Genomic DNA, 24,462 nt, shown 5'->3' on the forward strand with positions numbered 1-24,462 from the left:
GGGAAAGATCGTCAGCAAACCCACTCAATAGGCATATTGTTCACTATTAAAATGAACCTGCGTACACATTATAACGAGCCACCTCGAATAAAGTTTGCAGAAAATTGGATTTTTTCAAAAAATTTTCCGTTCAAATGTGAGAGTTCTCACATAAATGAGAAGAAGTCGCGAAGAGTTATTGCATCAGGGATGTACGGATGCCGTTTTTGGGATCCAACTTATTCCCACGCCAGTTTTGAAAAATCGAGCATGGAATCGGCATTTTCTGTGTCGAAGCAGCTATTTCCGAACAGCAATTGCCCATGTCAACCAGATGGAAAGACTCACAGCAACCCGGATTGCAATTTGCAACGATACTCGCCAGATATTGCCATTTACTACCAGACTTGCTTTGGTAAGTTCCAGAAGTACGCGATCGTTAACGATTTTTCTCGGATTGATCAATCCAAATGTGAAGAATCGCAGCACAGGAGCTTGCCACGATTCCAGCCAATGTTCTGCTTTTTCGAGATTTTCTTCCAATTTGGCCCGATCGAATCGGCCAAAACTGAAAATTGCTTTGTAGTCCAGATAGAGCATCCACCCACCGAACCCGCCTATCATCAGCAATGACCACCACTGTTTCCAGACATCTGAAAAAGCAATTTTTGCCTGGGACCAGATAAAGAACGATGCGAAAGCATTGCCCAGCGTCAGGCCCAGGGTGATCGCCAGTGGCAAGTAAGTCGGCCAGCGAAAAAATACTATCCGATGTGATTTTGCAAGCAACAGCAACTTCGGCCACCGAGTTGAAAATGTGAAGATTAAGCCAAGAATCGCTCGGTAATTTCGCAAGCGTATGATGATGCCAATCACAAATGCCAGCATCAAGTATGAATTAAACAGTTCAATTAGATTGATTGAACTGATATATGTAAAGATTCGCATTGATTGTGAAGTTTCCAGAATCGGCAATCGATTGAACTGATTATGGCAATGGTCGTTTGCCTTGAACAAGTCGAACTATTACTACTACCAGCACGATGACCAGGATCAGATGCACTAAATTTCCGGCTGCGGGAATGATGAGCCAACCGAGCAACCATAATAAAATTAGGATGACGATGATTGTTTCAAGGGTGTATTTTGGCATAAATGAAGAAATCCTAAAGTAGCGTACAAAAGTGCTTTTCAGTCAGATGATTGAGAATGCAGTACTGCAAATATTAATTATATTACTTTTTGCCAGTTATCGATTTAATTTTATTAATAAGATGCTTGAAAGTGGTATTGCACTTGATCCATTTTGTTACAAAATGAAGGCTTTGCCTGCAGCAGTACAACTAGTAAGTAACAGCCAGAAAAATAATCCAACCTGGTGGGCACTCAGGTTGTTCGATTGAGTCGAATCCGACTACTGCACACAGGGGACATCAAAAAATCCTACTTAGTGAATATCTGCCTGTTTATACCCACCGGTCGATTTGAAGTAAGCAAAGAGCAACAGATAGAAGACCAGCATGATGATCGGGAAGATCGCCACGGTCTTCAGAGCGGTTTTTTTGGCTTCATTGCCCACGTTTTTCACAATTTCCTGGACTGATTTGTCTTGTTTTTCCAATTTGTCCTTGTTAACAGGTTGGTACTGGCCAAACACACTATTCTTCGTGTCATCCATTACCTGACTGTGCACAGCTACGTGGTCGGTTTTCAGCTTCTTGTCAATTTCTTTGTCCTGAATGTTCCCTAACAATGCAGCACCCACCACACCGACGCCCAACATACCGACACCGCCGGTAATATTCAGTGTTAATGCGCCACCTTTCGGGAAGCGTTCTGCTACCACACCCAGCATGGTGGGCCAGAAGAATGTTTTGCCAAAACCGTACAAAGTTGCGACTGCCAACACTGCATAACCGGAAGCATAGGAAAGACCAAACAGACCCACAGCTGCAATCGCAGAACTGACTGCCAGCAAGCCAACTGGTGAAATCGCGTGAACAATAGGACCAGCAAAGAAACGCAGGACCATCATGATCAGCGAGGTGTAAACCAGCACATAACCACCTTTCAAACCCATTTTTTCCATGGCGGGGGTCATCAGGTCGGAAATCCAGCTATCGGTGCCCAGTTCTGTGGTTGCCAATGGCACCATAATGCAAAGCAGCAGGAAGAACATGATTCGACCAAGCGACATGGTGTACAAACCGAAGGCCAGACTGATAGCACCCACGATTCCCCAGTAAACACTGCTTTCGTTGGTGATGGTCTTCACACCTAAACCTGGGATGTTCATGGAGTAAACAACAGTTTCCCAATATTCGCGATTCTTGAAAATGAACTCTAATTGTGTCAAAACGTTGGTCACTTCGGCGACAATCAATGCTACCACCACAAAGGCACCCAGGAAACCTACTTCCTTTAACATATCGCGGTAAGAAACACCTGCAGCAACACGTTCACTGACAGGGAATTTGCAGCCAATCAGCATCACTGCATATAGTACAACGGGGATAGCGAGCAACCCGACTTTGTAAGTCCAGGGAGTGGCACCCATGGACAGAGCAATGATCCCACCAACTACCAGCCCACCCGGCCAGCCAGCGTGCAGAATATTCAACCATTTGGTCTTCTGGCGGGCAAAGATTGTTGCAACTACGGGGTTGATCACCGCTTCAACGGTACCGTTCCCCAGTGCCACAATGAAATTCCCAAGGTAGAGCATCCAGTAACCGCTTTTCTGGCCAGCAGCAACTTGTTCCTGGGTTGCCCCCTCACCTGCCAGCATCATTGGGGCACACATGGTTATCACCATCGATGCGGTGTGGCAGATAAAAGCGAACACCATTGCCACGCCATAACCGATGCGGTCGATAATCAGACTGAACAGCACAATACTAATTGCAAAAGGCCACAAACCCACGCCGAATAACTGGCCTTTCTGGGTTTCAGACAGGCCGAACTGCTTTTGCCAGTCGTCCATGATCATGGCACGCACGATAAAGCCAAACGCGGTAGCGATCAGGGCGATGAAACAGCCCCAGAATAGTCGCTTGTTACCAGTTTCGTTCATTCCAGGATTACTCCAAAGTCCTCAACGGGAGGAGGTTAATGTAGTTGAGAATTGTGATCGTACCTAAGTTCTGTACGTAAGTCAACATTACCGCGGGCAGGAAACTGGTATTGACCAAAATTTTCAGATCGATTCGGATAGTATCGCCAGAAAAATCAGCCCCTGGTGGGCAAATTTCAGGATGATTCTCATCAAAACGATAATCTTTGCCACCTTACCGCCGCAGTGATTTTCTACTGCTCGACTGCCCCAGAACACCGGAAACGACATGAAGTGGCAGTCGCAGTACCTCCGCAAACAACCATGAGGGAGGCAAAAACCTCTCTGTACAAGCTAAGCTGCCAAGGAAATGGAACTAAAATAACCGAAAAAATCTCGCACCAGATTTCACAACTGATTACACTGAGAACAGATTTACAGAAGGATAACCTCATGAAAGTGACATATCTTCCCATCCTGGGTGCCATGCTGCTGGCAGGCCCCTTGCTGTCACAATCGCCGGAATTAACCTGGTCGCAGTTTCGTGGGCCGGGCGGACAAGGCATTGCAACTGGAAAAGTACCTACCGAGTGGGGTGCAGAGAAAAACATTCTCTGGAAGCAGGAAATGCCAGGCCCAGGTGCATCCAGCCCGATTGTTGTGGGAGATGCGATTTATCTGACTTGCTGGACTGGTTACAACGTCCCACGTACAGAGCGCGGCAACATGGACGACTTGCGACTGCATCTGCTATGTTTCGATTTCAAAACAGGAAAAGAGCGTTGGAAAACCACTGTTGAACCAAAATTGCCAGAACAGGAAACCATCCGTGATGAGCATGGCTACGCCACCAGCACGCCCGTCAGTGATGGGAAACGATTGTACGTATTTTTTGGCAAAACGGGTGTATTCGCATTCGACTTGAATGGCAAAAAACTCTGGCAGGCGGATGTGGGATCGGGCCTGAATGGCTGGGGCAGTGCGGCTTCACCCATTGTCTGGCAGAATTTGGTGATCGTGAACGCCAGTGTGGAAAGCGAAAGTATGTACGCACTGGATGCGGAAACCGGCAAAGAAATCTGGCGAGCACGCGGCATCAAAGAAGCGTGGAATACCCCCCACCTGGCAGTACTGAACGCAAAAGAGGCCGAAGTAATTGTGGGTACACCGGGCAAAGTGCTGGGATTTGATGCTGCAACCGGAAAACAACTCTGGAGTTGCGCCAACGATATTACCTGGTATATCGTTCCCACCATCGTGCAGCATGGCGACAAAATCTGGTCGTTAGGTGGCAGATCGGGCACCACTGCGGTGGCGTTCAAACGTGGTGGCACAGGCGATATTACCAAAACGCACCGGATGTGGACCAGCAACATCGGCTCGAATGTAACATCGCCCATTTACTACGATGGGTATTTGTATTGGATGAATGATAATCGCGAAACTGCTTACTGTGCTGATGCAGAGAAAGGTAAATTGCAATACGAAGAACAGATCCCACGTGGGGGGCAGATTTATGGTTCGCCAGTGCTTGTGGATGGAAAGATCTACTATCCCAACCGCACAGGGAAAGTATTTGTTGTGGCAGCAAAACCCAAATTTGAGCTGCTGGCGACCAATGATTTCAACGATCGCAGTGCATTCAATGCCAGCCCCGCTGTCGCCCACAATCGCCTGCTGGTCCGTTCCAACAACTTTTTGTATTGCATCGGTGCAGATTAATACGCCAGCGGATGACTATTATGTCCAGTAATTTTTACCTCGACGCGATCAATAAACTAAAGAATACTAATCTTTTAGAGTCAGAATTATTAAATCCTCGAAAAGTACCATTATCCGTTCAATTGAGGATGTTACAACACCCAGTGATGATTGTTATTGGCTGTGTCTTCATTCTGTTCAGTTCCGTAGTCTTTATTATTCCACAATTGGCCGCTGGGAATCGATTCGAAAGTCCGTGGCAATTTTTTCCATTTATTCATCTACTGATTGGTCTCGGAATGGTCCTTGTACCCTTGGCTCAATTGCGAAAACGCGTACAAATATTGAAAAATGGTGTCATGACACCTGCCATCATCTTCGCAATTCAGGATCAAGGAATAACGAATTCTACAAGCCATGAACCAATGGGAGTTAAAAATGTTTCCGGACAATGGCTTGATTTTGATACAGGATATGTTAAGGCGAGAGAATTCTGGGAAAAAACAATACCTATTGCCCGAAATGGGCAATCAAACCCGCTAACGGTACTTATGCCTGTATTTGGCTGTGTATTAATGGCGTTTGGTGCTTTTATAGTACTCTTCTTTGCAGTATTTGTTTTTCTCATCTGGTTTAATGGTAAACAACCGATTTCAGAAAAAATCATCTGGACAGGAGGCGCATGCGCATTTCTCTTAATCTATTTAGTCAGTGTCTGGGTGGGTCAGCGTTGGATAACTAAGGTGAAACAGTTTTCCGAAGGGCATGTTTCGATAGGTCAAATGGGAATCCCAACAATCGTTTGCTGCCGCTTTATATACGCAGTGTCTGAAGAAATAAAAGAATCAATGCTCTATATTGATTTCAGGTTTCGCCTTCAGACAGGACAATCTGATCCATCTGATCTGGCAGTTTATGATCCCTCCAATCCCCAACAAGTTATTTTACTTGGAGGATTTTCTCCACCAATTTCGTACAGTCATGGCAAGTGGGGAGTCAAATGAGCGGCGTTGGCGAATCTGATTCCATTGAATTGCTGTGGAATCGATTGCCTGAACGGATGCGCAATCGATTAAAACATCATCTTAATGAAAACGAGCGTTTGCTTTGGTTTGCTCAGCCCAATGAGAGGCGAATGGCCAGGCGAGCTTTGCCTGGACTAATAATCAAAAATATATTTCCACTATTTGTTGGTTCTGGATTTCTCTCGGCAGGTCTCCTGTGGGAATTCGTCAATCCAAATGTACCAGCAAGTAAATGGATTTGGTGGATTGCGTGGACAGCTTATGTAGTCTCAGCAATATCGATATTCAGCAGGTACTACATCATATATCATCGTGCTATGCGGACAATCTACGCGATTACAGATCAACGTGCTCTGGAGTACTGTGCAACATTTATCAGCAGAGTGCAATCCTTTCAATGGTCAGAAATCGAATTTGGGTCTGTCCATTCCTGGACAGACGGCTCTGGCGAAATCCGTTTAGAACCAAGGCTGATTCATCGGAAAAGGCGATTGAATGATTATGGAAATATACGATTTGAATTTCTGAATAATGTGAAGATCGCCAGTGAAATTATCGAGCAATTTCTCGGACGAGAACTTCCACACGAGAAGCCAGTTCATCGAATTCGAAACCATACGATTGAACTTGCTATACCTGAAGCTGATCACCTAGCACGTCCTTTGAAAGAACAATTGAATGTGGAGATGAATTCAGATGAAAAGGTTCTCTGGGTGGGAATACCTACCGCACACAGAATGGCTCTCAGAACAGCTTTTCCAAGTGGGTGCTTGTTTCTGATTGTTTTTGTCTGCACCGGAGTAACTTATTTCGTTGCAAGTATCGTAACTTCCATCATACCCGAAGGAAGTTTTAAGCGTTGGGTGCAAGGAATACCCTGGTTATTCGGGTTATTGTTGCCTGTGCTGGGTGGGTTCACAATCCTTGCGATCGGTGCTGGGTGTTATGCAGCCCGTCGAACCGCTTACTTGATTACGAATCAAAGAGCAGTTATTGTAAAAGTAGGTATGGGTGGACGTATCATTTCTTTCGGAAAAACAGCACTAGACAGGGTCCAGGTTCGCCAACTGGATAATGGGGGTGGTGAAATCATTTTTGAGGAGAAAATTTGCCAATCAATAGCGGATTCTGATTCAACTGAACATCGGTCAGATGTAATTGGATTTTTTGAATTGAAGCAAATCGAACCAGCTCGGATTGCACTGGAACAATTGCTGGGATATCAATTGAATGTACAACATTTAAACGCACTTTCGTTAAATCAGGACCACAAGTGCTGATTTCTGCATCATCGTTTGATCGTCTAATCGATGATGGCGATGTTTTTATTACCCTGCTGTCAACACAAAAAAACGAGCTGTTCAAGGTGTAGAAAGCTTTTGAAACATCGTTATAATGCCCACTTGCCAGTTCTGGTCAGGGAGATCGTTTTCGGCGAAGGATTGTTCGATTTCTGGTCTTCACAAGGGAGATTACTTACCAAGATGGCTGATCGCTGGCAGTGGCATCGTTCTCCGCAGTATTCAGATAATTTTCAGATCGATCTGGAACAATGGTTGCAACTTCCTGCTACTCAAGTAGTGAAGGCGAATGAATCCCGCACCGTTTATCGGGTGGTGTTGCCAGAAATGGTGGTGTACGTTAAAGTTTGCCGCCACAATGGGGCCAGATCGTGGTTACGCGACCTGGCACGTGGGCCAAAAGCCAAATTAGAGTTCGAAACCTCACTGGCGATGAATCATTTTGGCATTCCTGTACCCACCGTTGTGGCGTGGGGGCGTTCTTACGGGTTTTTACCTGGCACCAGCATTTTGATCACTCAGGAAGTACCGGAAGTTCGCACATTCGAAGAGTTTCTGCTTTCTCAAACGTGGACTGCCCAACAGCAGCACCATTTTGCCAGGCAGTTTGGCCAGTTCGTGGGACAATTACACCACCAACATGTGCTGCACCCCGATCCGCATCCAGGGAATTTGTTGGTGCGGGCAGATGCTGATGGCAATTTGCAGTTTTTTCTGGTCGATCTGCACAATCTGCAGTTCGGGCGGGAATTATCCCCCACAGAAATTGAAACGAATCTGCTGCACCTGAATCGCTGGTTTTTGCAGAAAACCACGTTTTCGGTGCGACGCCAGTTCTGGCTGGCCTACCAGAAAATTGCCGCAGTGGATACGATCAGTCCGCAAGTCATTGAACAACGCACCTGGGTCAGCATACAGGACTTGTGGGATTCGCGGGCAAAACGATGTTTCCGCACCAATCGCAGTTTTCATGTTGTCAAGCAGCCCCCGCTGCAAGGGTATGTGGATGTGGAGTTGGATTCCGCCAGCCTGGCCACACTGCTGGAAAATCCGGAGGCACCGTTCAAAAATGAGAGTAAACTAATGAAAAACTCTCGCACCTCCACTGTGGGAGAAGTTTCGATTCGTTATCAGGGCCAGACCCACCTGGCAATCTGGAAGCGATTCAACATTAAGAAATGGTGGACACCCTGGACCAATCGACTGGTGCGTTCCAATGCACTCAGATCGTGGCTGTATGCCCATCATTTGTTAGCACGTGGCTTGCCCACAGCACAACCGTTGCTGGTGCTGCACCGCACCGCCTGGTTCGGCAAGTGGGAAGGCTACCTGCTGACACTGAAGATTCCTGATGCCCAGGAACTGCCCCAGGCACTGGTGCCACTGACCAACAGGGAATTTGCGAACGTACTCGACCAACTGGCTCAGCACATTGGTTTGTTTCATGCCACAGGTCTCAGTCATGGTGATTTGAAAGGCCCCAACATTCTGCTGTCTCACCAGCAAGGTGCGTTGCGGCTCTACTTGATTGATCTGGTGGCTGTACGCCGGGTACATCGGTTACCTTTTCGCACCCGCTGTCAGGAATTGGCCCGCCTGAATGTGAGTCTGATGTCGCTTAACAGGCTGAGAAATTCAGATCGGTTACGAATTTTAAGAATTTACCTCAACCGCACGCGGGAGCAATCCCACTGGAAGCGGGCATGGACGTTGATTCAACAGGAAACCAAGCGAAAAATCGACCAGAACACCGCCCGTGGGCGCAGTATTCATTAACAAATGAGATTAGCTAGAAACTAACACAATATATCACTGTAGGATATTCCATAAAAGCAGATGAAGATCGCAATAGACATTGATGGCACGATCACGGAACATCCAGAATTCTTTGCTAAGTTGTCAAGCGCCTTTCATGCAGTTGGCCATTACATCATCATCCTGACCTTCCGCGACCCTGAACGAGAAGCAGAAACGAAGGTTCAGCTTGCTGGTTGGGGCATCATTTTTGACGAATTGGTCATCGCACCCTCGCTGGAAGGAAAAGGCCCGTTGTGTGGGTCACTTAGTGTGGATCTATTTTTTGATGACCAGGATGAATGTATCGTTGGTGTCCCCGAATCGGTGCTTGTGTGCAAAGTCCGGAATGGAGGTAACTTCGATTTCTCTCGACAGCAGTGGATCAGTACGGGACGGCTTACCCGGCTGTTACGTTGAATAATTTCCCATCAGTACATCTGGCAAAAGCACTTATAAACCTCCAGCAACTATCAAACAGCGATATCGTTGAAAAATCAGTCGCCCATGCACCACCGAATTCTGGTTTTTTCTCTGAAATTCTTGGCAAATTGGCGTGGATCAGTTACCATGTGGGCATGTATCGTATTGCAATCCCGCAGTATTCATTAGATGAAGGTGAGAATTGCTAAAGTCGTCGAACGGTGCCTAATTGTTCAATGAAATTGCCTAGATGTGAAATGTTTTTTTGCGAAACTACCAGATGAAAATCACAAAATCTCAGTTGCACATCCTGTTTCTTACTTGCTTGTGGTGCGCCATTTCGTTACTGCAACAAGCGAAATTACAGGCTGCTGAAAACTTCCCACCTGGCTGGGTGCCTGTAAAAATGCTGGTTGATACCCCACCGTGGGACGAAATTCGCAAAACAACCGATCATGTGCAACTATACCTTCCCAACGGTAATCAGCCAGTTCGTGGAGTTTTCATTTGTTACGTCTTTCACAGTGGGGACCCACGGGAACTGGCTCAGCTGTGGAACTTTGCTCTGGTAACTGTGCCATACCCATTTGAATACGATCTGGGGGTCAATGATAAACGCAATGGGCGTTACAAATTAGGCCATCCCATGCAGGACATGGGCCTGATATTGCGTTATTTGGAGCATGCAGCAAAAACTACGAAACATCCCGAATTGGCTACCGTTCCCATTGTGGGCTGGCTGGGTCAAAACGGATCTGTTCTTGGTAATGACCTGTTTCAGAAAGCACCTGAGCGTGTCCTGGCATGGAGCGATTCATTTCCCAACCGATTAAGACAGGTTCCGGATTTTACCAAAAAGGTGCCATTTGCGTTCGCGTGGGAAATTTCCAAAGCGGAACTGAAAGCGAAGCAACGGACTTACAAGACAAACGATACGCCACTCGAAGATCTGAGTTGTCGGGCAAATACATACGGTTTCGAACATGGAATCTATTCCAAATTCAACTTTTTCATGGCCTATCTCGATCGCTGCATTCAATTGAGACTGCCAAAAGAAGTGCCCCCACCTGGGGAACAGGTGGTGATGAAACCGATCAATCGAACCGATGGCTGGCTGGGCGATTTTGATCCTGTCAGCGAATGGAACCCGATTTTACCCGCCACCGATCCCAAAACGGCAAAGTTCAAATATCCCGTGTGGTTTCCAGATGAATATGCTGCCTGCATGTGGCGGACGTATCATTCCGCCCAGCCGCAATTGAAACTGACCGCACCTACGGTGGAATATTCGAAAAGGGATGGCAAGTGGGGCGGGCCGATCTGTGGCCTTGGATATAATGGCTATTTGAATGTCAAAGAGTCGCACACCTTTCGGGTGCAAACCAGCAGTGCCTTTCAGAAGGTGGAAATTTACGACGGCAACCAGCTGCTTGGCATAGCTAATCCCACCTCACTGGAATTGGGTAATATTCGTTTGTCGCCTGGCTTGCGGTGCCTCTATGCTGTCGGCGTGCAAGAAAATGGCACGCGCAGTGCCAGTCGACCGGCATTTGCAATTGTTCGCTAACTAATAAGAGATAAGCACTTACAATTTAATATATTCTAAACCAAAATCAGATTGAAAATCGGTGTTTACAGATTTGGTGAGTTATGTTAAGCTGGTCAGAATGTTCAACCTAGGCAAGTCGACCAACCTTTGGAGATCAAGGATGATCCGACCGAACACTACTAAATGGAATCAAACCACCGATGATTTGCGTCGCCTGGCTCTGGAATCCGAGCATCCTCGTACTCGGGAGCGGTTTATGGCTTTGTACCAAATTGCTCTTGGTCACACTAACGCAACTGCTTATGCCGCAGAAATTGGACGTTGCGACGATGTGTTGTTGAACTGGGTTCATAAATATAACAACCATGGACCTGACGCCTTGATTTATCGGCGTACTGGCGGCCGTGTCCCCCTTTTGTCCAGTCGCAGATAGAGCAGATCGTTGATGCCGTTCTGAAAAGCGATCCGGTAGATCACCAATTGCCAGGCCACGGATGGACGATCAGGAAGTTGTGCAACTGGATCGGTTGTCAATTCCAGCGGTATGTATCTCGGAATACCGTGCGGCGGATCCTGCAATTAGCGGGATTGAGCTGGAAGAAATGCAAGAAACTGTTCGGCAAAGGGGACCCTGAAAAGCGGGCCGAATACCTGAAACAGTTCGCGGATATGTACCAGCAAATGTGTCGCGGCGATATCGTGATCATTTATATTGATGAATCCCATTTTCATCGTGATATGGACTTGGGCTATACTTGGTGGCGCAAGGAGAATCGGCTTGGCGAGTGAGTGATTGCCCTCCGCTGTCCGATCGCATCAACTGGTATGGTGCTTACAATTTCAGTGCTGGTGCATGTTTGATCTGGAACGAAGGCAAATGCAACAAGGAAAACACGGCTGAATTTTTGCACCGAGTGAACGATTGGGTAGAAAGACAAGGTCGACGTGTTGTGGTAATTTGGGATGGAGCACCTTGGCACAAGGCGAAGTTCGTTCGAACCAAAGCCAGCGAGTTGGACATCGAAATAGTAGTTTTGCCCAGTTATAGTCCCGATTTCAATCCCATTGAAGGGTTATGGAAATGGATGCGTGAAGAGGTCACGCAACATTGTTGTTTTGCAACCTTGCGTGACTTGTTCGACGCTTGCAAAGGATTCATCGATACATTGAATGAAACTCCGGATGAAATAATTAAAAGACTGTGGCCAAGATTTGAAGTCGATCCTCAAGCGGAAAAACTCCGATTTTCAATCTGATTTTGGTTCAGTTATATAACGATCCAGTTAAATTGTCCTTCATCATTAACCATATTCGCATTGAATTACGTATTTCAGCCAAATTTCTTGAGATATCATGGGGTATCGGTTATCATACTGATACCCTCCGAACGCAAATTGGGAAGAAATCTTCATGAATTTTTGGTCGTTGACAGTAGCGTGCGTTGTAACTCTTTCTCTGGCAGAGCCCACGTGGGGCAAGGAACAACCACCGATCGACTTTCAACGCGACATTCAGCCGATCTTTCGCAAGCACTGCTACAGTTGTCATGGACCAAAGAAACAACGTTCGGGATTTCGACTGGATGTGAAAGCCCTCGCACTGAAAGGTGGGGAACTTCATCAACCCACCATCGTTCCAGGAAAAAGTGCGGACAGTCCGCTGATTCAGGTGATCCGCTCCGCCGATGAAGACGTCCAGATGCCACCAGATGGCAACCGCTTGCCCAAAGAAACGATTGCATTGTTGGCACGTTGGGTCGATGAAGGTGCCAAATGGCCCGATGGTGCGGACGATACGGTGCTGGCCGACCCCACCAAGCATTGGTCTTTTCAACCACTGCGCAAACCAGTAATCCCCGCCAGTGATGGCATGTGGGGCAATAATCCAATTGATGAATTTATTCTCACAAAGTTGCGGCAGGCTGAAATGCAGCCCGCACCACCTGCGAGCAGGACAGATTTAATCCGGAGGGTCTATTTCGACCTGATTGGTTTGCCACCGACCGTTGAAGAGGTGGAAGCCTTCAACAGCAACCCTGCACCTGATGCCTATGAGCAGTTAGTTGAGAGGTTGCTGGCTTCCCCACGTTATGGGGAACGGTGGGCCCAGCACTGGCTTGACGTGGTGCGTTATGCAGATACGCACGGCTATGAGGTGAACACAGAACGCCCGAACGCCTGGCCATATCGAGATTATGTGATTAAGGCACTGAATGCGGATATTTCTTACCCCCAGTTTGTGAAGGATCAGCTTGCGGGCGACCAGACTGGTGCCCACGCAGCGACTGGTTTTCTGGTAACTTCATCGGTGCTGCTTCCGGGCCAGATTGGTAAAGATGCCCCATCAATTCGTCTGGCCCGACAGGATGCTCTGGATGAAATTGTCATTAATGCCAGTCAGTCATTCCTGGGGCTTAGTATTGGCTGTGCCCGCTGTCACGATCACAAATTTGATCCGATCAGCCAGAAAGAATATTACTCAATGCAGGCCTTTTTTGCGGGTGTTGAGTATGAAGATCGCGAGATCCCACCAGCAGATGCCAAAGGCAGCACCACCACGCGAAAAGAACTGGAACAGCAACTGCACAATATACTGATTCAACGTGCGATGCTGGAACCAGCTTTTGGCACCGGTGGGCGATCTCAGATTAATCCGATGCTGAATGTGGAGCGGTTTGCACCTGTCACCACCACAGCAGTACGGATGGTCATCGAAAAAGCCAATCGCCTCGAGCCGTGCGTCGATGAATTAGAAATCTTTAATATTTCAGGTAAAAACGCGGCTCTTACATCTTCCGGCGGGAAGGTAACTGCCACCGGATCGAAGGAATCGCCCAACCGGCACTCATTAAAATTCATTAATGATGGCACCTACGGCAATTCCAGCAGTTGGATGTCGCACCAGGTAGGGCGTGGGGAAGTTACCTGTGAATTTCCCCAGCCGGAAACAATTCACCGCATCCATTGGGGCCGCGATCGCCTGGGTGAGTTTCAGGATCGCCTGGCGACCACATACCGCTTTGAATATCGCGATGAACAGGGGAAATGGCACCTGTTGTGCGACAGCACCGATCGGAAGCCGAAAGTGCAGCCAAAACCAACTCCCACGGCAGGTCAGTGGCATCTGTTTGAACGTATTCTGGTGAAAAACCTGGATGCCGAGCGGAAAACCCTCGAACAATCACTGCAGGCAGTTAAGCCTCAACTGGTTTTTGCAGGACAGTTTCGCAAACCGGATGATATCCGTTTCCTGCACCGAGGGGATCCTGAACAGCCAAAAGAACAGGTTCCCCCGGCCCCACCTGCAATTCTGGGTGGGAAGCCACTGGCGCTTGATGCTGCGGAAAGCACCCGACGCACCTATCTGGCGGATTGGATCGGCTCCAATTCCAATCCATTAACTGCCCGTGTGCTGGTAAACCGACTATGGCAGGGTCATTTTGGGATTGGAATTGTCGCAAGTTCCAGTGATTTCGGTATTTCCGGCACCGCACCCTCCCACCCGGAACTGCTCGAGTGGCTGGCAGCAGAGTTTATTGAATCGGGTTGGTCAATCAAAGCGATGCACCGCCTCATGGTGCTATCGGCTACCTACCAGCAATCGGGACGGATTCTGCCGGAATATCTGGCACGGGATGCCGATTGTCGCTTATTGTGGCGTTATCCCACCCGTCGGCTCGATGCGGAAGTAATCCGCGATGCGATGCTGGCGGTCAATGGACGCTTCAATCAGGAGATGGGTGGTTCCGGGTACAACCTGTTTGATCGACGTGGGGGACTGACTGGTTTCAAACCCATCGAATCGTTTGATTATCGTGGCCGCAAACGGATGATTTATGCCCACCGCGTGCGTCGAGAGCGGGATGCTGTTTTCGGTGCGTTTGATTGCCCCGATTTTGGCCAGAGCACCTCCCAACGGCGGGAATCGACCACCCCACTGCAGGCGTTAAGCCTGTTTAACAGCCAGTTTACGATCGATGAATCGAAGGCATTTGCTGAAAAAGTGATCCAACAGGTGGGGGATGATCTGAATCTGCAGATTACTACCGCTTACCAGTTGGCACTGGGACGAAAACCGGATACCACCGAGCGTGCTCTGGTAACGCCAATTGTCCAACAGCATGGCCTGGCGGTGCTCTGTCGGGTACTTTATAATTCCAACGAGTTTTTGCTGATCCCATGAACCGATTTGAACTGTTACGTGGGCTGGCACAGCCCCACCGACGCGATTTCCTGCAAAACGGTGCCACCGCTCTGGCAGCGATGGCGGCACTGGATCTGTTGAATAAAGATGCCCGCAGTGCTGAAGTACGTATTGATCCTTCCAGGCCATACGCACCCCGAAAGCCGCACTTTGAACCAAAAGCCACCCAGGTGCTGATGATTTTCTGTGCGGGTGCCGTCAGCCAGTTGGAAACCTGGGACTACAAACCAGAATTGATCAAGCAGGACGGCAAGCCATTGAAAGATGGCCCCGCAGTGACCTTTCAAGGACCTGCAGGCGACCTGGCCCGCCCACAGTACACGTTTCGCCAGCGTGGGCAAACCGGCAAGTGGGTGTCCGATATGATCCCCCACCTGGCAGAGCTTACGGATGATATTGCCTTTGTGCACTCGCTCACCAGCAAATCTAATACCCACGGTCCCGCGGAAAACTTCGTTTCAACAGGATTTGTGCAGGATGGCTTTCCCAGTGTGGGGTCGTGGGCCAGCTATGCCCTGGGCAGCGAAAACCAGAATCTCCCCGCCTATGTGGCCATTCCCGACCCACGTGGGGTGCCGCAGGCAGGCACCAATAACTGGGGGGCAGGCTTTTTACGGGCAGAATTCCAAGGCACACCGTTCAGCAGTAAAGAGCCAATTCGCCACCTTGCGGTCCCACCGGAAGTATCGCCGGGTGATGATCTGGCTGCCCGCAGGCTACTCGATCAGTTAAACCGCCATCATCAGCAGCAACACCCCCACGATTTACAGTTGAATGCCCGGATTGCCAGCTATGAACTGGCCGCACGGATGCAGTTAAGTGTGCCGGAACTGAACGATTTCAGCACCGAAACGCAAACCACCTTAAAAGCGTATGGTGCGGATCAATCGGCGAATCCCAACAAAGCAGCTTTTGCCCGCAACTGTATTCTGGCTCGTCGGCTGATTGAAAAGGGTGTCCGTTTTGTCCAGGTTTTTAACGGTGCCTACGCCAGTGGCGGGGAATTGAACTGGGATGGCCACAGCAAACTAAAACCACAGTACGATAAACACGCGGAAATTCTGGACCAGCCGGTTGCTGCACTGATCAAGGACTTGAAGCAGCGTGGCCTGCTGAAAAATACGCTGGTAGTGTGGTGCACTGAATTTGGCCGGATGCCAATGTTTCAAAAAGGTGCCAAGGGCCGCGACCACAATCCGGATGGATTTACCTGCTGGATGACTGGTGCCGGTGTGAAACCCGGTGTCAGTCACGGCATTACCGATGAATTAGGCCGAAAAGCCGTACACGACATTCGACCTTATTACGATTTTAACGCCACCATTCTGCACCTGCTGGGGCTGGATCACGAAAAGCTGACCGTCGACCACAACGGCATCCAACGCCGACTGACCAACGTCGAAGGCCACATCATTCGCGAAATGCTGGCTTAAACCAGTGATTCTTGGTTAGTCGTGCAGCTACCCAATATTCCCACACGAAATGCGAAAAAATAATGTTGCATTCTTGATTGTGACTTTAGGAAATCCAAAATGCTTGAAGGACTGGACAGAATCGACTGGGGCAAACTCTCCCATGCTTATGGCGAAGCGACCGATGTGCCCGCACAACTCCGTTCATTGATTTCTGCCGATCCAGACAGCTTCAGAGAAACAATAAGTACACTCCATGGGAATATCTGGCATCAGGGAACGGTGTATTCTGCCACAGCTGCCGCTGTTCCATTTCTGTATGAGTTGCTGATATCACCAGAGATTTCCTGCAAGACGGACCTTGCAGAAATCCTGACCAGTATTGCTGATGGTGTGGGTTATCTGGAAGTACATGCCCTGGGTGAATACGGCGAAACGGTATGGCGTGGAATACTGGCTGAACAAGGGAAAACCCTTGAAGAGGAACTCGAATTGGAGCGGCAGGTCACGTTATCTGTAAGAAAAGCAGTTTCAGAGGGATTGCCTCACCTGCTTCCCTATCTGAAGTCGAGTGATGCTGGCTTCCGGCGTGCTCTGGTTATTGCTTTGGAGAATTATCCGGAACAAGCCGCACTGATTTTACCAGCGCTCGATGTACTTGAAGCATCTGAAAAAGATCAAGAAGTGCGGGCTGCAATTCTTGAAACAAAGACTCGACTAATCTGCTGATTTAGCCTGAAAGGTTGAAACTTACACCAGTTCGTGAATTACAGGTGAATCCACCAGGTGGGTGGGGCGTCCGGTATGATCCAGGAAGGTGGTGGTTTCAGCATCTATTCCCATCGATTGCCACAGCGTGGCGTAGATTTCGCCAAATTTGACTGGTCGCGTGGCTGCGTGCTCACCGAGGCGATTGGTGCTGCCAATCACTTGTCCGGTTTTCAGCGAACCACCTGCCATGATCGCACAGCTTACTTGAGGCCAGTGGTCGCGACCTGCACCCTTATTGATCCGTGGGGTGCGTCCAAATTCGCCCCAGGCGATGACCGTCACATCATCCAGCATGCCACGCACTTCCAGGTCTTCCACCAGAGCCGTCAAGCACTGATCCAGTTTGCCACCGTGGTCGCGAACCAGATCGAAGTTTTTGCCGTGGCTGTCCCATCGACCGAAGCTCAAGGTCACGCAGCGTGCCCCTGCTTCCACCAGACGGCGGGCCATCAGCAACTGGTCATTACAGGTGGGGGCACCATCGAACTGAAACTGGTACGGTTTACCATCGCCGTAGCGTGCCCGCACTTTCTCAGGTTCCTGAGAAACATCCAGTGCATCCAGCAGTTTGCTGGATGTCAACACACCGAGTGCTTTCTGGGTGGCAGAATCCACACCTGTCAGGCGATTTCCGGTATCCAGCTCGCGACGAATGTTGTCAAATTGTGCCAACAGGGCTTTGCGGTCCTTCAACTGTTCAGAGTTGGTGACGCTCAGCTTCATGTTATCCATGCCCTCGCCATCCGGCTTAAAGGCGGCGTGGGGTGTGCCCAGGAAGCCAGGGGAACCGCAATCCGACCATGGCATGTGCTGGGTGCGTTTTGCCAGGCCCACGAACGGTGGGACCGAAGGATCCACCGGACCGTACATCTTGGAAAGCAATGCCCCCATGCTCGGCCAGCCACCTTGTGCCCGGAAAGCGTTGGGATCGCGACCCGTCATGCACTGGATGGCATCGTGGCCACCGCGGGCACCCACTACAGAGCGGATGAAGGCAAACTTGTCGGCCATTCCCGCAATCCGTGGGAAACATTCGCCGATCTGAATACCAGGGACGCGGGTGTGAATTGGTTTGAACTCACCACGGATTTCCGCAGGTGCGTCCGTCTTGATATCCCACATGTCCTGGTGTGGGGGGCCGCCACCCAGAAAAATATTAATGACAGCTTTATGAGAACTCTTTGAGGTCTTCTCTTCGGCACGCAGCACATCGGCCAGCGTCAGATTCATTGCACCGAAGCTCAAAGCACCAATTTTCAAAAAGGAACGACGGGGTAAACCGTCGCAATATCGTGTCGGTTCGCCAAAAATGGTAAGCATGGTAGGTCACCTGTCGTGTTACTTGGACGAAAATGAGAAAATTTTCATCGCGTGGTTACATAAACACTCACCATATAATTACCCTAATTCAAACGATGATGCAAGCAAAAAAGAGATTCTGGTGTCTTTTTCTGAACTTTTGGACGTACTTTATGAAGACAATCACCTGCTGGTGATCAACAAGCCTGCGGGTTGGCCCACAGCCCATGCGGAAACACAGGATACCATGCTGGATGTGGTGAAAGAATACATCAAAGAAAAGTACCATAAGCCTGGCAATGTTTTCATGGGATTGGTGCACCGCATTGACAAGCCAGTCACGGGTGTGCTGCTGTTTGCACGCACCAGTAAGGCCGCTAGCCGGCTCAGCAAGCAGTTTCTGGATCGCACAGTGGAAAAAGTGTACTGGGCAGTGGTCGAACGATTTGATCGGGCCAGTAATTTCGCCGATGCCGGTTTCTTGGAAGACTATCTAGCCAAAGACCCCCACACCGGCGTGGTTCATGTGGTGGGGAAATCGCACCCCGAAGCACAGCATGCCGCCACAAACTACTACTTGAAAAGAACTTACGAACAACTGGCACTGCTGGAACTGCTGCCACAGACAGGTCGCAGGCACCAGATGCGGGTGCAACTGGCGTCGCGTGGGTTGCCCGTGTATGCGGATGCGAAATACGGTGGCACCCACAATCTGGGTGGGGCAATTGCTTTGCATGCTCGCTCGCTGACCTTTCTGCACCCGATTACCGCAGAAACGATTACGGTTACTGCAGAGATTCCCCAGAATTGGAAAGGCCGATTTGCCCACCTGATGGTGGGGTGATTCATCGAAATTTCTCAGAATTCTTTCAATTTTGCGTCAAAATTCCTGCCGGAAGGCAGTATTACAAATGTATCCCTGTCTGAAAGCCGACTGAAAATTAAGAGATTTTCATTTATGTGGTATAATTCTCATCACTTATCTTTGTTTCGTTTCCACTTTCCAACGTGGGACGCACGCTGATCGTTTGCGTTTCGATGCGTGATTTTTATTAAGGTATCCTCATCTCTGTTTTCATGGTCGCTGATAATGACCATAACGGAATTGTTATGTCAGGTGCGTCGATTGGCATTATCGGTGGCGGTCCAGGCGGGCTGATTACAGCCTACTATCTGCAGAAAATGTCCAGCATCCCGTGCAATATTACGATTTTTGAAGCCAGCCACCGTCTGGGTGGGAAAATTCTGACGCCACACTTTGATGTGGTGCCAATCCGCTACGAAGCGGGTGCCGCAGAGTTTTACGACTACTCCCAATTTGATGATGATCCGCTGAAGGAATTGATCGATGAATTAGGCCTCAGCACCTGCCCGATGGGTGGACCTGGTGTGGTCTTGCAGGGGAAATTGCTGGCGAATCTAGACGACTTGCAAACTGTCTACGGAATTAGTGCTGTTCAGGCAGTTCGCAACTTCGATCGCACAGCACGTGACTTGATTACACCTCTGGAGTTTTACAACGCAGACGATCCGGAAGGCTGCATCCCACCTTCCGGTGGGGATTTGCAATCAATCGTAGGACAAATGCCGCTTTCAGTGGCTCAACAGTTTGTCACTACTTTGATTCACAGCGATCTGGCAACCGAGCCCACCAAAACAAGTACGGAATACGGTCTCCAGAATTACCTGATGAACGACCCCGCCTACATGCAGCTTTATGGTATCGTCGGTGGCAATGAACAATTACCCCAGGAATTGGTGCGGCGCCTGTCTGCAACATTTCGTATGGATACCCGCGTGCAGGAGATCTCGCGTTCTCAAGGCAAAATCCGTGTGCAAAGCAGTTCTAATCAGAATGAACAATTCGATGAATTTGACTATGTGGTGGTGGCATTGCCCCACAATTATCTGGGTGGGCTGAAATATGGTGAACGTATTTTAGCGGATGCGATGACTCGCCACATAGCCCATTACCATCACCCTGCCCACTATTTACGAATTACCATTCTGTTTGATCGCCCTGCATGGCGGGATTATTGTTCCGAATCATATTGGATGCTGGATCAGTTTTCTGGTTGCTGTCTCTACGATGAATCATCCCGCGATGCCAGTTGTTCCTATGGGATTCTGGGCTGGCTGCTGGGTGGAGATGCTGCAGAAACGCACAGTGAACGGACAGACGAAGAGCTTACTTCCCTGGCAATGCAGTCACTAAATCAATTTCCGTGGGCAAACAACTTGAAGAAGTTGGAAGTTCGCATTCATCGCTGGCTGGGTGCGGTGAATGCCATGCCTGGTGGAAAAACGCCTGTGTGCCAGGATCGCAAGCACCAGCCAGAACCCGAACAGCACCCCAACCTGTTTCTGGTGGGCGATTATCTTTACGATTCCACCATCAACGGTGTGGTCGATTCTGCATACTATGTGGCTGGCTGGATAGCTGCAGAACTGCTTCAGCCAGCACCACAACAACCAAAACAAACGACACCGACCACCAAGCCAAGAAAGGAAACACGCACGTATGCCTTCCGAGAATAATGCTTTGCTTCAGTTTCCCAAAGATAGCACCGTATCGAGAATTGGCCTGGTGCCCCCGCATACAAACCATTTGCAGGTGGGCAAAGGTGATTCCCCATTTGGCACGGTGCTGGAAGAACAGGCAACGTTGCCCCAAAATGCCCTTGGTGAAGTGCGTGTGCTTGCCATTCCGTTTGACACACTGAGCAATAGTGACCAGGCAAGCCATTATTTTCAAATGATGAATCAATGGGTGGCTGATGTGCATTCATCCGACATGGTTGCACAGCCGATGACCTTTCAAGGGGTTCAACTGATCTGGTCGCCCACGCGGATTGCAATCATGGCCAGCGCGGAGCGTTTGCCAGCAATTCGTGCCACGTTGCTGGAGTTTACCGCGTATGAAACTGAACTGCGGCAGTTGGAAAACCAGCTTCAGACCGCCTGGCCCGATTTGGAAGCAGATGCCGCACTTGCATTTGAATTTGGTGCCAAAACCATGCGCAAAAAAGAAACACTGCGCAAGCGGTTTCTGGAGACCATGCTTTTAAGTGCTAAGCTTGCCCGCATTGGGCCCTATATTTATGCACCGCATTTCTATCCGCCGACGCTGGCAAGCCAACTGAGTGAACGCCTGCGGGATCGCCTGAGGCAGATGCACCGCCACGAATTTCTGTGCGATCAGTTGGAAGTATTCGAATCGATCTACGAACAAGCGGGCCAGCGTGCGAGCGATTATGCCCACACACGTACTGGCAATATTCTGGAATGTATCATTATTATCCTGCTGGTTGCACAACTGATGCTGGGCTTAATGGAAGTACTGACGAAGTAACGGAATCAACGGTATTTTCCAGATAAAGGCACAATTCACCAACTGAAACCCCATGCGTTACCCATCGATCGATATTCTGCGAATGGTTGCCATCTTTGTGATGGTGTTTGTGCATTTTGGCGAAAATCTTTCTGGTTATTATGCTTTTTTTGCCGGCCTGGGTGCACCATTGTTTGCATTCTTAACGGGTGTCAGTTACCACCTGTGGGCGACGGGCCTGGAAGAGCGCGGCCTACCAGAGAGTGAAATCACCAAAGTTTCCGTCCGTCGCGGGCTGTTTGTTTTTAGTGTGGGCATCGCCTTTAATGTCCTGGTATGGTTGCCTTCCGATACATTCAACTGGGATGTCCTAACCCTGATTGGTGTGGGGTTGGTCCTGCTCAACCTGCTTCGGCACCAGCCTCTCATCGTTTCATTTTCGATCATCCTGATGATGTTAACTCTCAGCCCGTTTCTTAGAATGATTGTTGGATACGACCAGTATTGGCAGAACCGATATTACGACCCAGCGATGACTTTTTCCGATACTTGGATTGGCTTTTTTGTCGCTGGTTATTTCCCCTTGTTCCCCTGGTTGGTGCTGCCCATTGGGGGTTTCATTACTGCGAATCTGCTTTTTCCGGGTGGATTCTCACGAACTACCAAACCAGTTGCACTCTGGAAGTTGCTAAGTACTGGTGGGTGTTTCCTTTTGGTTTCACAATCAATCAATGCCCTGAATCACTGGTATCCTACGGTGCAATCTGTGGCAATTTTTGGCAAATGGACGATGTATCCTCCCACAACTGTTTATCTGCTGGGGATGCTTGGAGCCAACCTGATCCTGTTAAGCAGCATGCACTATCTGATCGATCGACATCCCAGCCGAAGCGGACATCCCTGGCTGGTAGTTCCAAAACGGTTCAGCCAGTATTCTTTTACGATTTATGTGTTTCACCACCTGGTACATGTCTGGCCTATGTGGATTTATGCAGAAATCAAAGGACTGGAAACCACCTATTACTGGTCGAAAGCGCTGCCATTACGCGTTTCATTATGTCTGGCGGTTGTTTTCCTTGTATTCACTTATTTCTTACTGCGGGCACTTGGCGACAAACGCAGCATTGGTGTGGAGGCGTGCATGCGTTGGTTATGCGATGAACAGCCCCATAAGAAAAGTAGTGAACGCGCTCGAAACGACTGAGCATGAACTTTTATCCACTTAATATATATAGTCTTCCCAAATTCAAGAATTGCAATTTTGTTCTTCAGAAGCCAATATCTTCGAGAATTGAATCAACGTAAGTTATTTCATGACAAGCATTTATGGCAAAAAAATATACTTTTTTGTGAATTTTTCCGAGATTGCAATCACCCCATGGATGTGGCTGAACGAGACTCATTAATTTTTCATTAATGTGCTGATGTATTTATTGAAAATGAATTCGCACACTTTAATCAATACGGCTGATTTTGCCTGGCAGCACACGTACCCGTTCCACCACACGCTGGCTGCGGGCATTCAACGTGCCAGTTACCCACAGTGCATAATCACCTGCAGGTACCAGCATTGCGGTGCGGTACGATGCCACCTTCTGGACAACACGATGGCCCTTTTCGTCTGGCCCACGGTCGTTTTCCGGAGTGACAGTAACCCATTTGGGGCGAATCTGGTTATCGCCATAAAAAACTATCACCCCACAGGTTTTATCGATGGCAATTTCTTCATCATCGCCCTTTGGTTGCCAATTGGTGCGTATCCGCACGGGAACGCCAGGCACGGTGCACCACACATCGTATTTTTTCGTTGTGTCCAGCTTCAGGGAAAAATCGGGTGCTTCGGCTATAGCAATTTCTTTGTATTTTGGTTCGTGGGGTCCGGGTGTTCCTGCCTGTACCACGTGGACCGAAATGATCTTGGGGAAAAAGTCGGGTGCTGTCACTTTGCCAACCCAGTCGGCAGCAGAAGCCACGCTGGTTCCCAATAACGCAACAAATGTCGAAAAAATCAAGTTTTTCAATTTCAAGCCCCCACCTGAATACAATTATCCACGATGAAAGACGATTCACACATCTGTTTGGATTGGAGGCGGGGTGGTTTAAATGCGATTTCTCATCATTTTCTCATTTATTGGATTCTTGAGTGAATTACCCGCCGTGCTGGCAGCAGACGATGTGCCAACACGCAACGCACTTACTGGCGTGTGGGTGGGCTATGCCATAGAGGGCAAAGGTGAAAAACCAGATCAGGGACCGGTCAAAATAAAACTCACCATTACCAAAGATCAAATTGCAGGTGTGCAATTGGATGGCGAAAAAATGATCGATCAGGGAAGTGGAACCTACACGCTGGATCTGAGCAAGCCAGTGCATGTGATGGATGCCACCCACTCCCAACGGAAAAATAATACCTGGCAAGGTATTTTTGTGCTGGAAGGTGACACGCTGAAGTGGTGCGTCGGCAGGAGGGAACGCCCCACCGAATTTGAAACGAAAAAGGGTGCGTTCTATCTGATTCTGAAAAGAGAACAAACAGGAAAAGAAGAATCGAAAAAACCGAAGTGAAACGCCCTCAAATGGTGTAATTATTAAGCGGCATTGTTAATAAAGAACCAAGTTATC

At 48.8% G+C, this 24,462-nt stretch carries 23 protein-coding genes; 16 read left to right on the forward strand and 7 right to left on the reverse strand.

Features of this window, described 5'->3' with window-relative positions; translation table 11 throughout:
- Positions 1–279: 279 nt before the first annotated feature.
- The 4 genes from R3B84_00720 to R3B84_00735 all read right to left on the reverse strand — a co-directional run bounded on the left by R3B84_00720 (position 280) and on the right by R3B84_00735 (position 3,322).
- Positions 280–927, reverse strand: coding sequence for a hypothetical protein (locus tag R3B84_00720; GenBank protein ID MEZ6139068.1), 648 nt, complete (start codon positions 925–927; stop codon positions 280–282).
- Positions 928–967: 40 nt separating this feature from the next.
- Positions 968–1,132, reverse strand: a complete 165-nt coding sequence (locus R3B84_00725) for a lmo0937 family membrane protein (protein MEZ6139069.1) — start codon at positions 1,130–1,132, stop codon at positions 968–970.
- A gap of 294 nt (positions 1,133–1,426) precedes the next feature.
- Positions 1,427–3,052, reverse strand: a complete 1,626-nt coding sequence (locus tag R3B84_00730) for an MFS transporter (GenBank protein MEZ6139070.1) — start codon at positions 3,050–3,052, stop codon at positions 1,427–1,429.
- Between the two features lie 123 nt (positions 3,053–3,175).
- Positions 3,176–3,322: a hypothetical protein gene (locus R3B84_00735; protein ID MEZ6139071.1), complete on the reverse strand. Its 147-nt coding sequence runs from the start codon at positions 3,320–3,322 to the stop codon at positions 3,176–3,178.
- 162 nt (positions 3,323–3,484) lie between these two features.
- Here R3B84_00735 and R3B84_00740 point away from each other — a divergent pair, with 162 nt between their 5' ends.
- The 6 genes from R3B84_00740 to R3B84_00765 all read left to right on the forward strand — a co-directional run bounded on the left by R3B84_00740 (position 3,485) and on the right by R3B84_00765 (position 10,842).
- Positions 3,485–4,753: a PQQ-binding-like beta-propeller repeat protein gene (locus R3B84_00740; GenBank protein ID MEZ6139072.1), complete on the forward strand. Its 1,269-nt coding sequence runs from the start codon at positions 3,485–3,487 to the stop codon at positions 4,751–4,753.
- A 20-nt stretch (positions 4,754–4,773) separates the two neighbouring features.
- Entirely contained in the window at positions 4,774–5,736 is a 963-nt protein-coding gene (locus tag R3B84_00745) for a hypothetical protein (GenBank protein ID MEZ6139073.1), read from the forward strand.
- Positions 5,733–7,037 carry a hypothetical protein gene (locus tag R3B84_00750; protein MEZ6139074.1) on the forward strand — a complete coding sequence of 435 codons (1,305 nt, stop codon included), beginning with the start codon at positions 5,733–5,735 and terminating at the stop codon, positions 7,035–7,037. Before R3B84_00745 ends, R3B84_00750 begins: the two co-directional genes overlap by 4 nt.
- Before the next feature lie 99 nt (positions 7,038–7,136).
- The gene (locus R3B84_00755) at positions 7,137–8,834 is read left to right on the forward strand and encodes a lipopolysaccharide kinase InaA family protein (protein MEZ6139075.1); all 1,698 of its coding nucleotides are present in this window, start codon (positions 7,137–7,139) and stop codon (positions 8,832–8,834) included.
- A 60-nt stretch (positions 8,835–8,894) separates the two neighbouring features.
- Positions 8,895–9,272 carry a hypothetical protein gene (locus R3B84_00760; GenBank protein MEZ6139076.1) on the forward strand — a complete coding sequence of 126 codons (378 nt, stop codon included), beginning with the start codon at positions 8,895–8,897 and terminating at the stop codon, positions 9,270–9,272.
- Positions 9,273–9,555: 283 nt separating this feature from the next.
- Positions 9,556–10,842, forward strand: coding sequence for a hypothetical protein (locus R3B84_00765; GenBank protein MEZ6139077.1), 1,287 nt, complete (start codon positions 9,556–9,558; stop codon positions 10,840–10,842).
- Between the two features lie 366 nt (positions 10,843–11,208).
- Here the strand turns inward: R3B84_00765 and R3B84_00770 are convergent, their stop codons facing one another.
- The gene (locus R3B84_00770; protein MEZ6139078.1) at positions 11,209–11,358 is read right to left on the reverse strand and encodes a hypothetical protein; all 150 of its coding nucleotides are present in this window, start codon (positions 11,356–11,358) and stop codon (positions 11,209–11,211) included.
- On the opposite strand from R3B84_00770, the gene R3B84_00775 reads away from it, so the two are divergent.
- From R3B84_00775 to R3B84_00795, 5 genes are all read left to right on the forward strand, one after another.
- Positions 11,335–11,613, forward strand: coding sequence for a winged helix-turn-helix domain-containing protein (locus R3B84_00775; protein ID MEZ6139079.1), 279 nt, complete (start codon positions 11,335–11,337; stop codon positions 11,611–11,613). The genes R3B84_00770 and R3B84_00775 overlap by 24 nt on opposite strands.
- Positions 11,610–12,080 (forward strand): IS630 family transposase, encoded by a 471-nt coding sequence (locus R3B84_00780; GenBank protein MEZ6139080.1) that lies wholly within the window; start codon positions 11,610–11,612, stop codon positions 12,078–12,080. The genes R3B84_00775 and R3B84_00780 overlap by 4 nt, the downstream gene beginning before the upstream one ends.
- Before the next feature lie 154 nt (positions 12,081–12,234).
- Positions 12,235–15,006 carry a PSD1 and planctomycete cytochrome C domain-containing protein gene (locus R3B84_00785; GenBank protein ID MEZ6139081.1) on the forward strand — a complete coding sequence of 924 codons (2,772 nt, stop codon included), beginning with the start codon at positions 12,235–12,237 and terminating at the stop codon, positions 15,004–15,006.
- Positions 15,003–16,460 (forward strand): DUF1501 domain-containing protein, encoded by a 1,458-nt coding sequence (locus tag R3B84_00790; protein ID MEZ6139082.1) that lies wholly within the window; start codon positions 15,003–15,005, stop codon positions 16,458–16,460. Before R3B84_00785 ends, R3B84_00790 begins: the two co-directional genes overlap by 4 nt.
- Positions 16,461–16,559: 99 nt before the next feature.
- The gene (locus R3B84_00795; protein ID MEZ6139083.1) at positions 16,560–17,168 is read left to right on the forward strand and encodes a hypothetical protein; all 609 of its coding nucleotides are present in this window, start codon (positions 16,560–16,562) and stop codon (positions 17,166–17,168) included.
- 21 nt (positions 17,169–17,189) lie between these two features.
- On the opposite strand, the gene R3B84_00800 is transcribed toward R3B84_00795, so the two are convergent.
- Positions 17,190–18,530: a DUF1501 domain-containing protein gene (locus tag R3B84_00800; protein ID MEZ6139084.1), complete on the reverse strand. Its 1,341-nt coding sequence runs from the start codon at positions 18,528–18,530 to the stop codon at positions 17,190–17,192.
- 121 nt (positions 18,531–18,651) lie between these two features.
- Between R3B84_00800 and R3B84_00805 the strand changes: the two genes are divergently transcribed.
- The 4 genes from R3B84_00805 to R3B84_00820 all read left to right on the forward strand — a co-directional run bounded on the left by R3B84_00805 (position 18,652) and on the right by R3B84_00820 (position 23,044).
- Positions 18,652–19,353 carry an RluA family pseudouridine synthase gene (locus R3B84_00805; GenBank protein MEZ6139085.1) on the forward strand — a complete coding sequence of 234 codons (702 nt, stop codon included), beginning with the start codon at positions 18,652–18,654 and terminating at the stop codon, positions 19,351–19,353.
- A 266-nt stretch (positions 19,354–19,619) separates the two neighbouring features.
- Positions 19,620–21,047: an FAD-dependent oxidoreductase gene (locus R3B84_00810; protein ID MEZ6139086.1), complete on the forward strand. Its 1,428-nt coding sequence runs from the start codon at positions 19,620–19,622 to the stop codon at positions 21,045–21,047.
- Complete coding sequence (locus tag R3B84_00815; GenBank protein MEZ6139087.1) at positions 21,031–21,861, forward strand: hypothetical protein; 831 nt, start codon at positions 21,031–21,033, stop codon at positions 21,859–21,861. The genes R3B84_00810 and R3B84_00815 overlap by 17 nt, the downstream gene beginning before the upstream one ends.
- 52 nt (positions 21,862–21,913) lie before the next feature.
- Complete coding sequence (locus tag R3B84_00820) at positions 21,914–23,044, forward strand: heparan-alpha-glucosaminide N-acetyltransferase domain-containing protein (GenBank protein ID MEZ6139088.1); 1,131 nt, start codon at positions 21,914–21,916, stop codon at positions 23,042–23,044.
- A gap of 250 nt (positions 23,045–23,294) precedes the next feature.
- On the opposite strand, the gene R3B84_00825 is transcribed toward R3B84_00820, so the two are convergent.
- Positions 23,295–23,861, reverse strand: coding sequence for a hypothetical protein (locus tag R3B84_00825; GenBank protein ID MEZ6139089.1), 567 nt, complete (start codon positions 23,859–23,861; stop codon positions 23,295–23,297).
- 82 nt (positions 23,862–23,943) lie between these two features.
- Between R3B84_00825 and R3B84_00830 the strand changes: the two genes are divergently transcribed.
- Positions 23,944–24,405 carry a TIGR03067 domain-containing protein gene (locus tag R3B84_00830; protein MEZ6139090.1) on the forward strand — a complete coding sequence of 154 codons (462 nt, stop codon included), beginning with the start codon at positions 23,944–23,946 and terminating at the stop codon, positions 24,403–24,405.
- The last annotated feature ends 57 nt before the right edge of the window (positions 24,406–24,462 follow it).

Source organism: Zavarzinella sp., assembly GCA_041399155.1.
Lineage (GTDB): Bacteria > Planctomycetota > Planctomycetia > Gemmatales > Gemmataceae > JAWKTI01.

Excerpts from the sequence above, each read along its gene's own strand:
- R3B84_00720 (MEZ6139068.1), bottom strand. The coding sequence starts at position 927 with ATGCGAATCTTTACATATATCAGTTCAATCAATCTAATTGAACTGTTT.
- R3B84_00725 (MEZ6139069.1), bottom strand. The coding sequence starts at position 1,132 with ATGCCAAAATACACCCTTGAAACAATCATCGTCATCCTAATTTTATTA.
- R3B84_00730 (MEZ6139070.1), bottom strand. The coding sequence starts at position 3,052 with ATGAACGAAACTGGTAACAAGCGACTATTCTGGGGCTGTTTCATCGCC.
- R3B84_00735 (MEZ6139071.1), bottom strand. The coding sequence starts at position 3,322 with ATGTCGTTTCCGGTGTTCTGGGGCAGTCGAGCAGTAGAAAATCACTGC.
- R3B84_00740 (MEZ6139072.1), top strand. The coding sequence starts at position 3,485 with ATGAAAGTGACATATCTTCCCATCCTGGGTGCCATGCTGCTGGCAGGC.
- R3B84_00745 (MEZ6139073.1), top strand. The coding sequence starts at position 4,774 with ATGTCCAGTAATTTTTACCTCGACGCGATCAATAAACTAAAGAATACT.
- R3B84_00750 (MEZ6139074.1), top strand. The coding sequence starts at position 5,733 with ATGAGCGGCGTTGGCGAATCTGATTCCATTGAATTGCTGTGGAATCGA.
- R3B84_00760 (MEZ6139076.1), top strand. The coding sequence starts at position 8,895 with ATGAAGATCGCAATAGACATTGATGGCACGATCACGGAACATCCAGAA.
- R3B84_00765 (MEZ6139077.1), top strand. The coding sequence starts at position 9,556 with ATGAAAATCACAAAATCTCAGTTGCACATCCTGTTTCTTACTTGCTTG.
- R3B84_00785 (MEZ6139081.1), top strand. The coding sequence starts at position 12,235 with ATGAATTTTTGGTCGTTGACAGTAGCGTGCGTTGTAACTCTTTCTCTG.
- R3B84_00790 (MEZ6139082.1), top strand. The coding sequence starts at position 15,003 with ATGAACCGATTTGAACTGTTACGTGGGCTGGCACAGCCCCACCGACGC.
- R3B84_00795 (MEZ6139083.1), top strand. The coding sequence starts at position 16,560 with ATGCTTGAAGGACTGGACAGAATCGACTGGGGCAAACTCTCCCATGCT.
- R3B84_00800 (MEZ6139084.1), bottom strand. The coding sequence starts at position 18,530 with ATGCTTACCATTTTTGGCGAACCGACACGATATTGCGACGGTTTACCC.
- R3B84_00810 (MEZ6139086.1), top strand. The coding sequence starts at position 19,620 with ATGTCAGGTGCGTCGATTGGCATTATCGGTGGCGGTCCAGGCGGGCTG.
- R3B84_00815 (MEZ6139087.1), top strand. The coding sequence starts at position 21,031 with ATGCCTTCCGAGAATAATGCTTTGCTTCAGTTTCCCAAAGATAGCACC.
- R3B84_00820 (MEZ6139088.1), top strand. The coding sequence starts at position 21,914 with ATGCGTTACCCATCGATCGATATTCTGCGAATGGTTGCCATCTTTGTG.
- R3B84_00830 (MEZ6139090.1), top strand. The coding sequence starts at position 23,944 with ATGCGATTTCTCATCATTTTCTCATTTATTGGATTCTTGAGTGAATTA.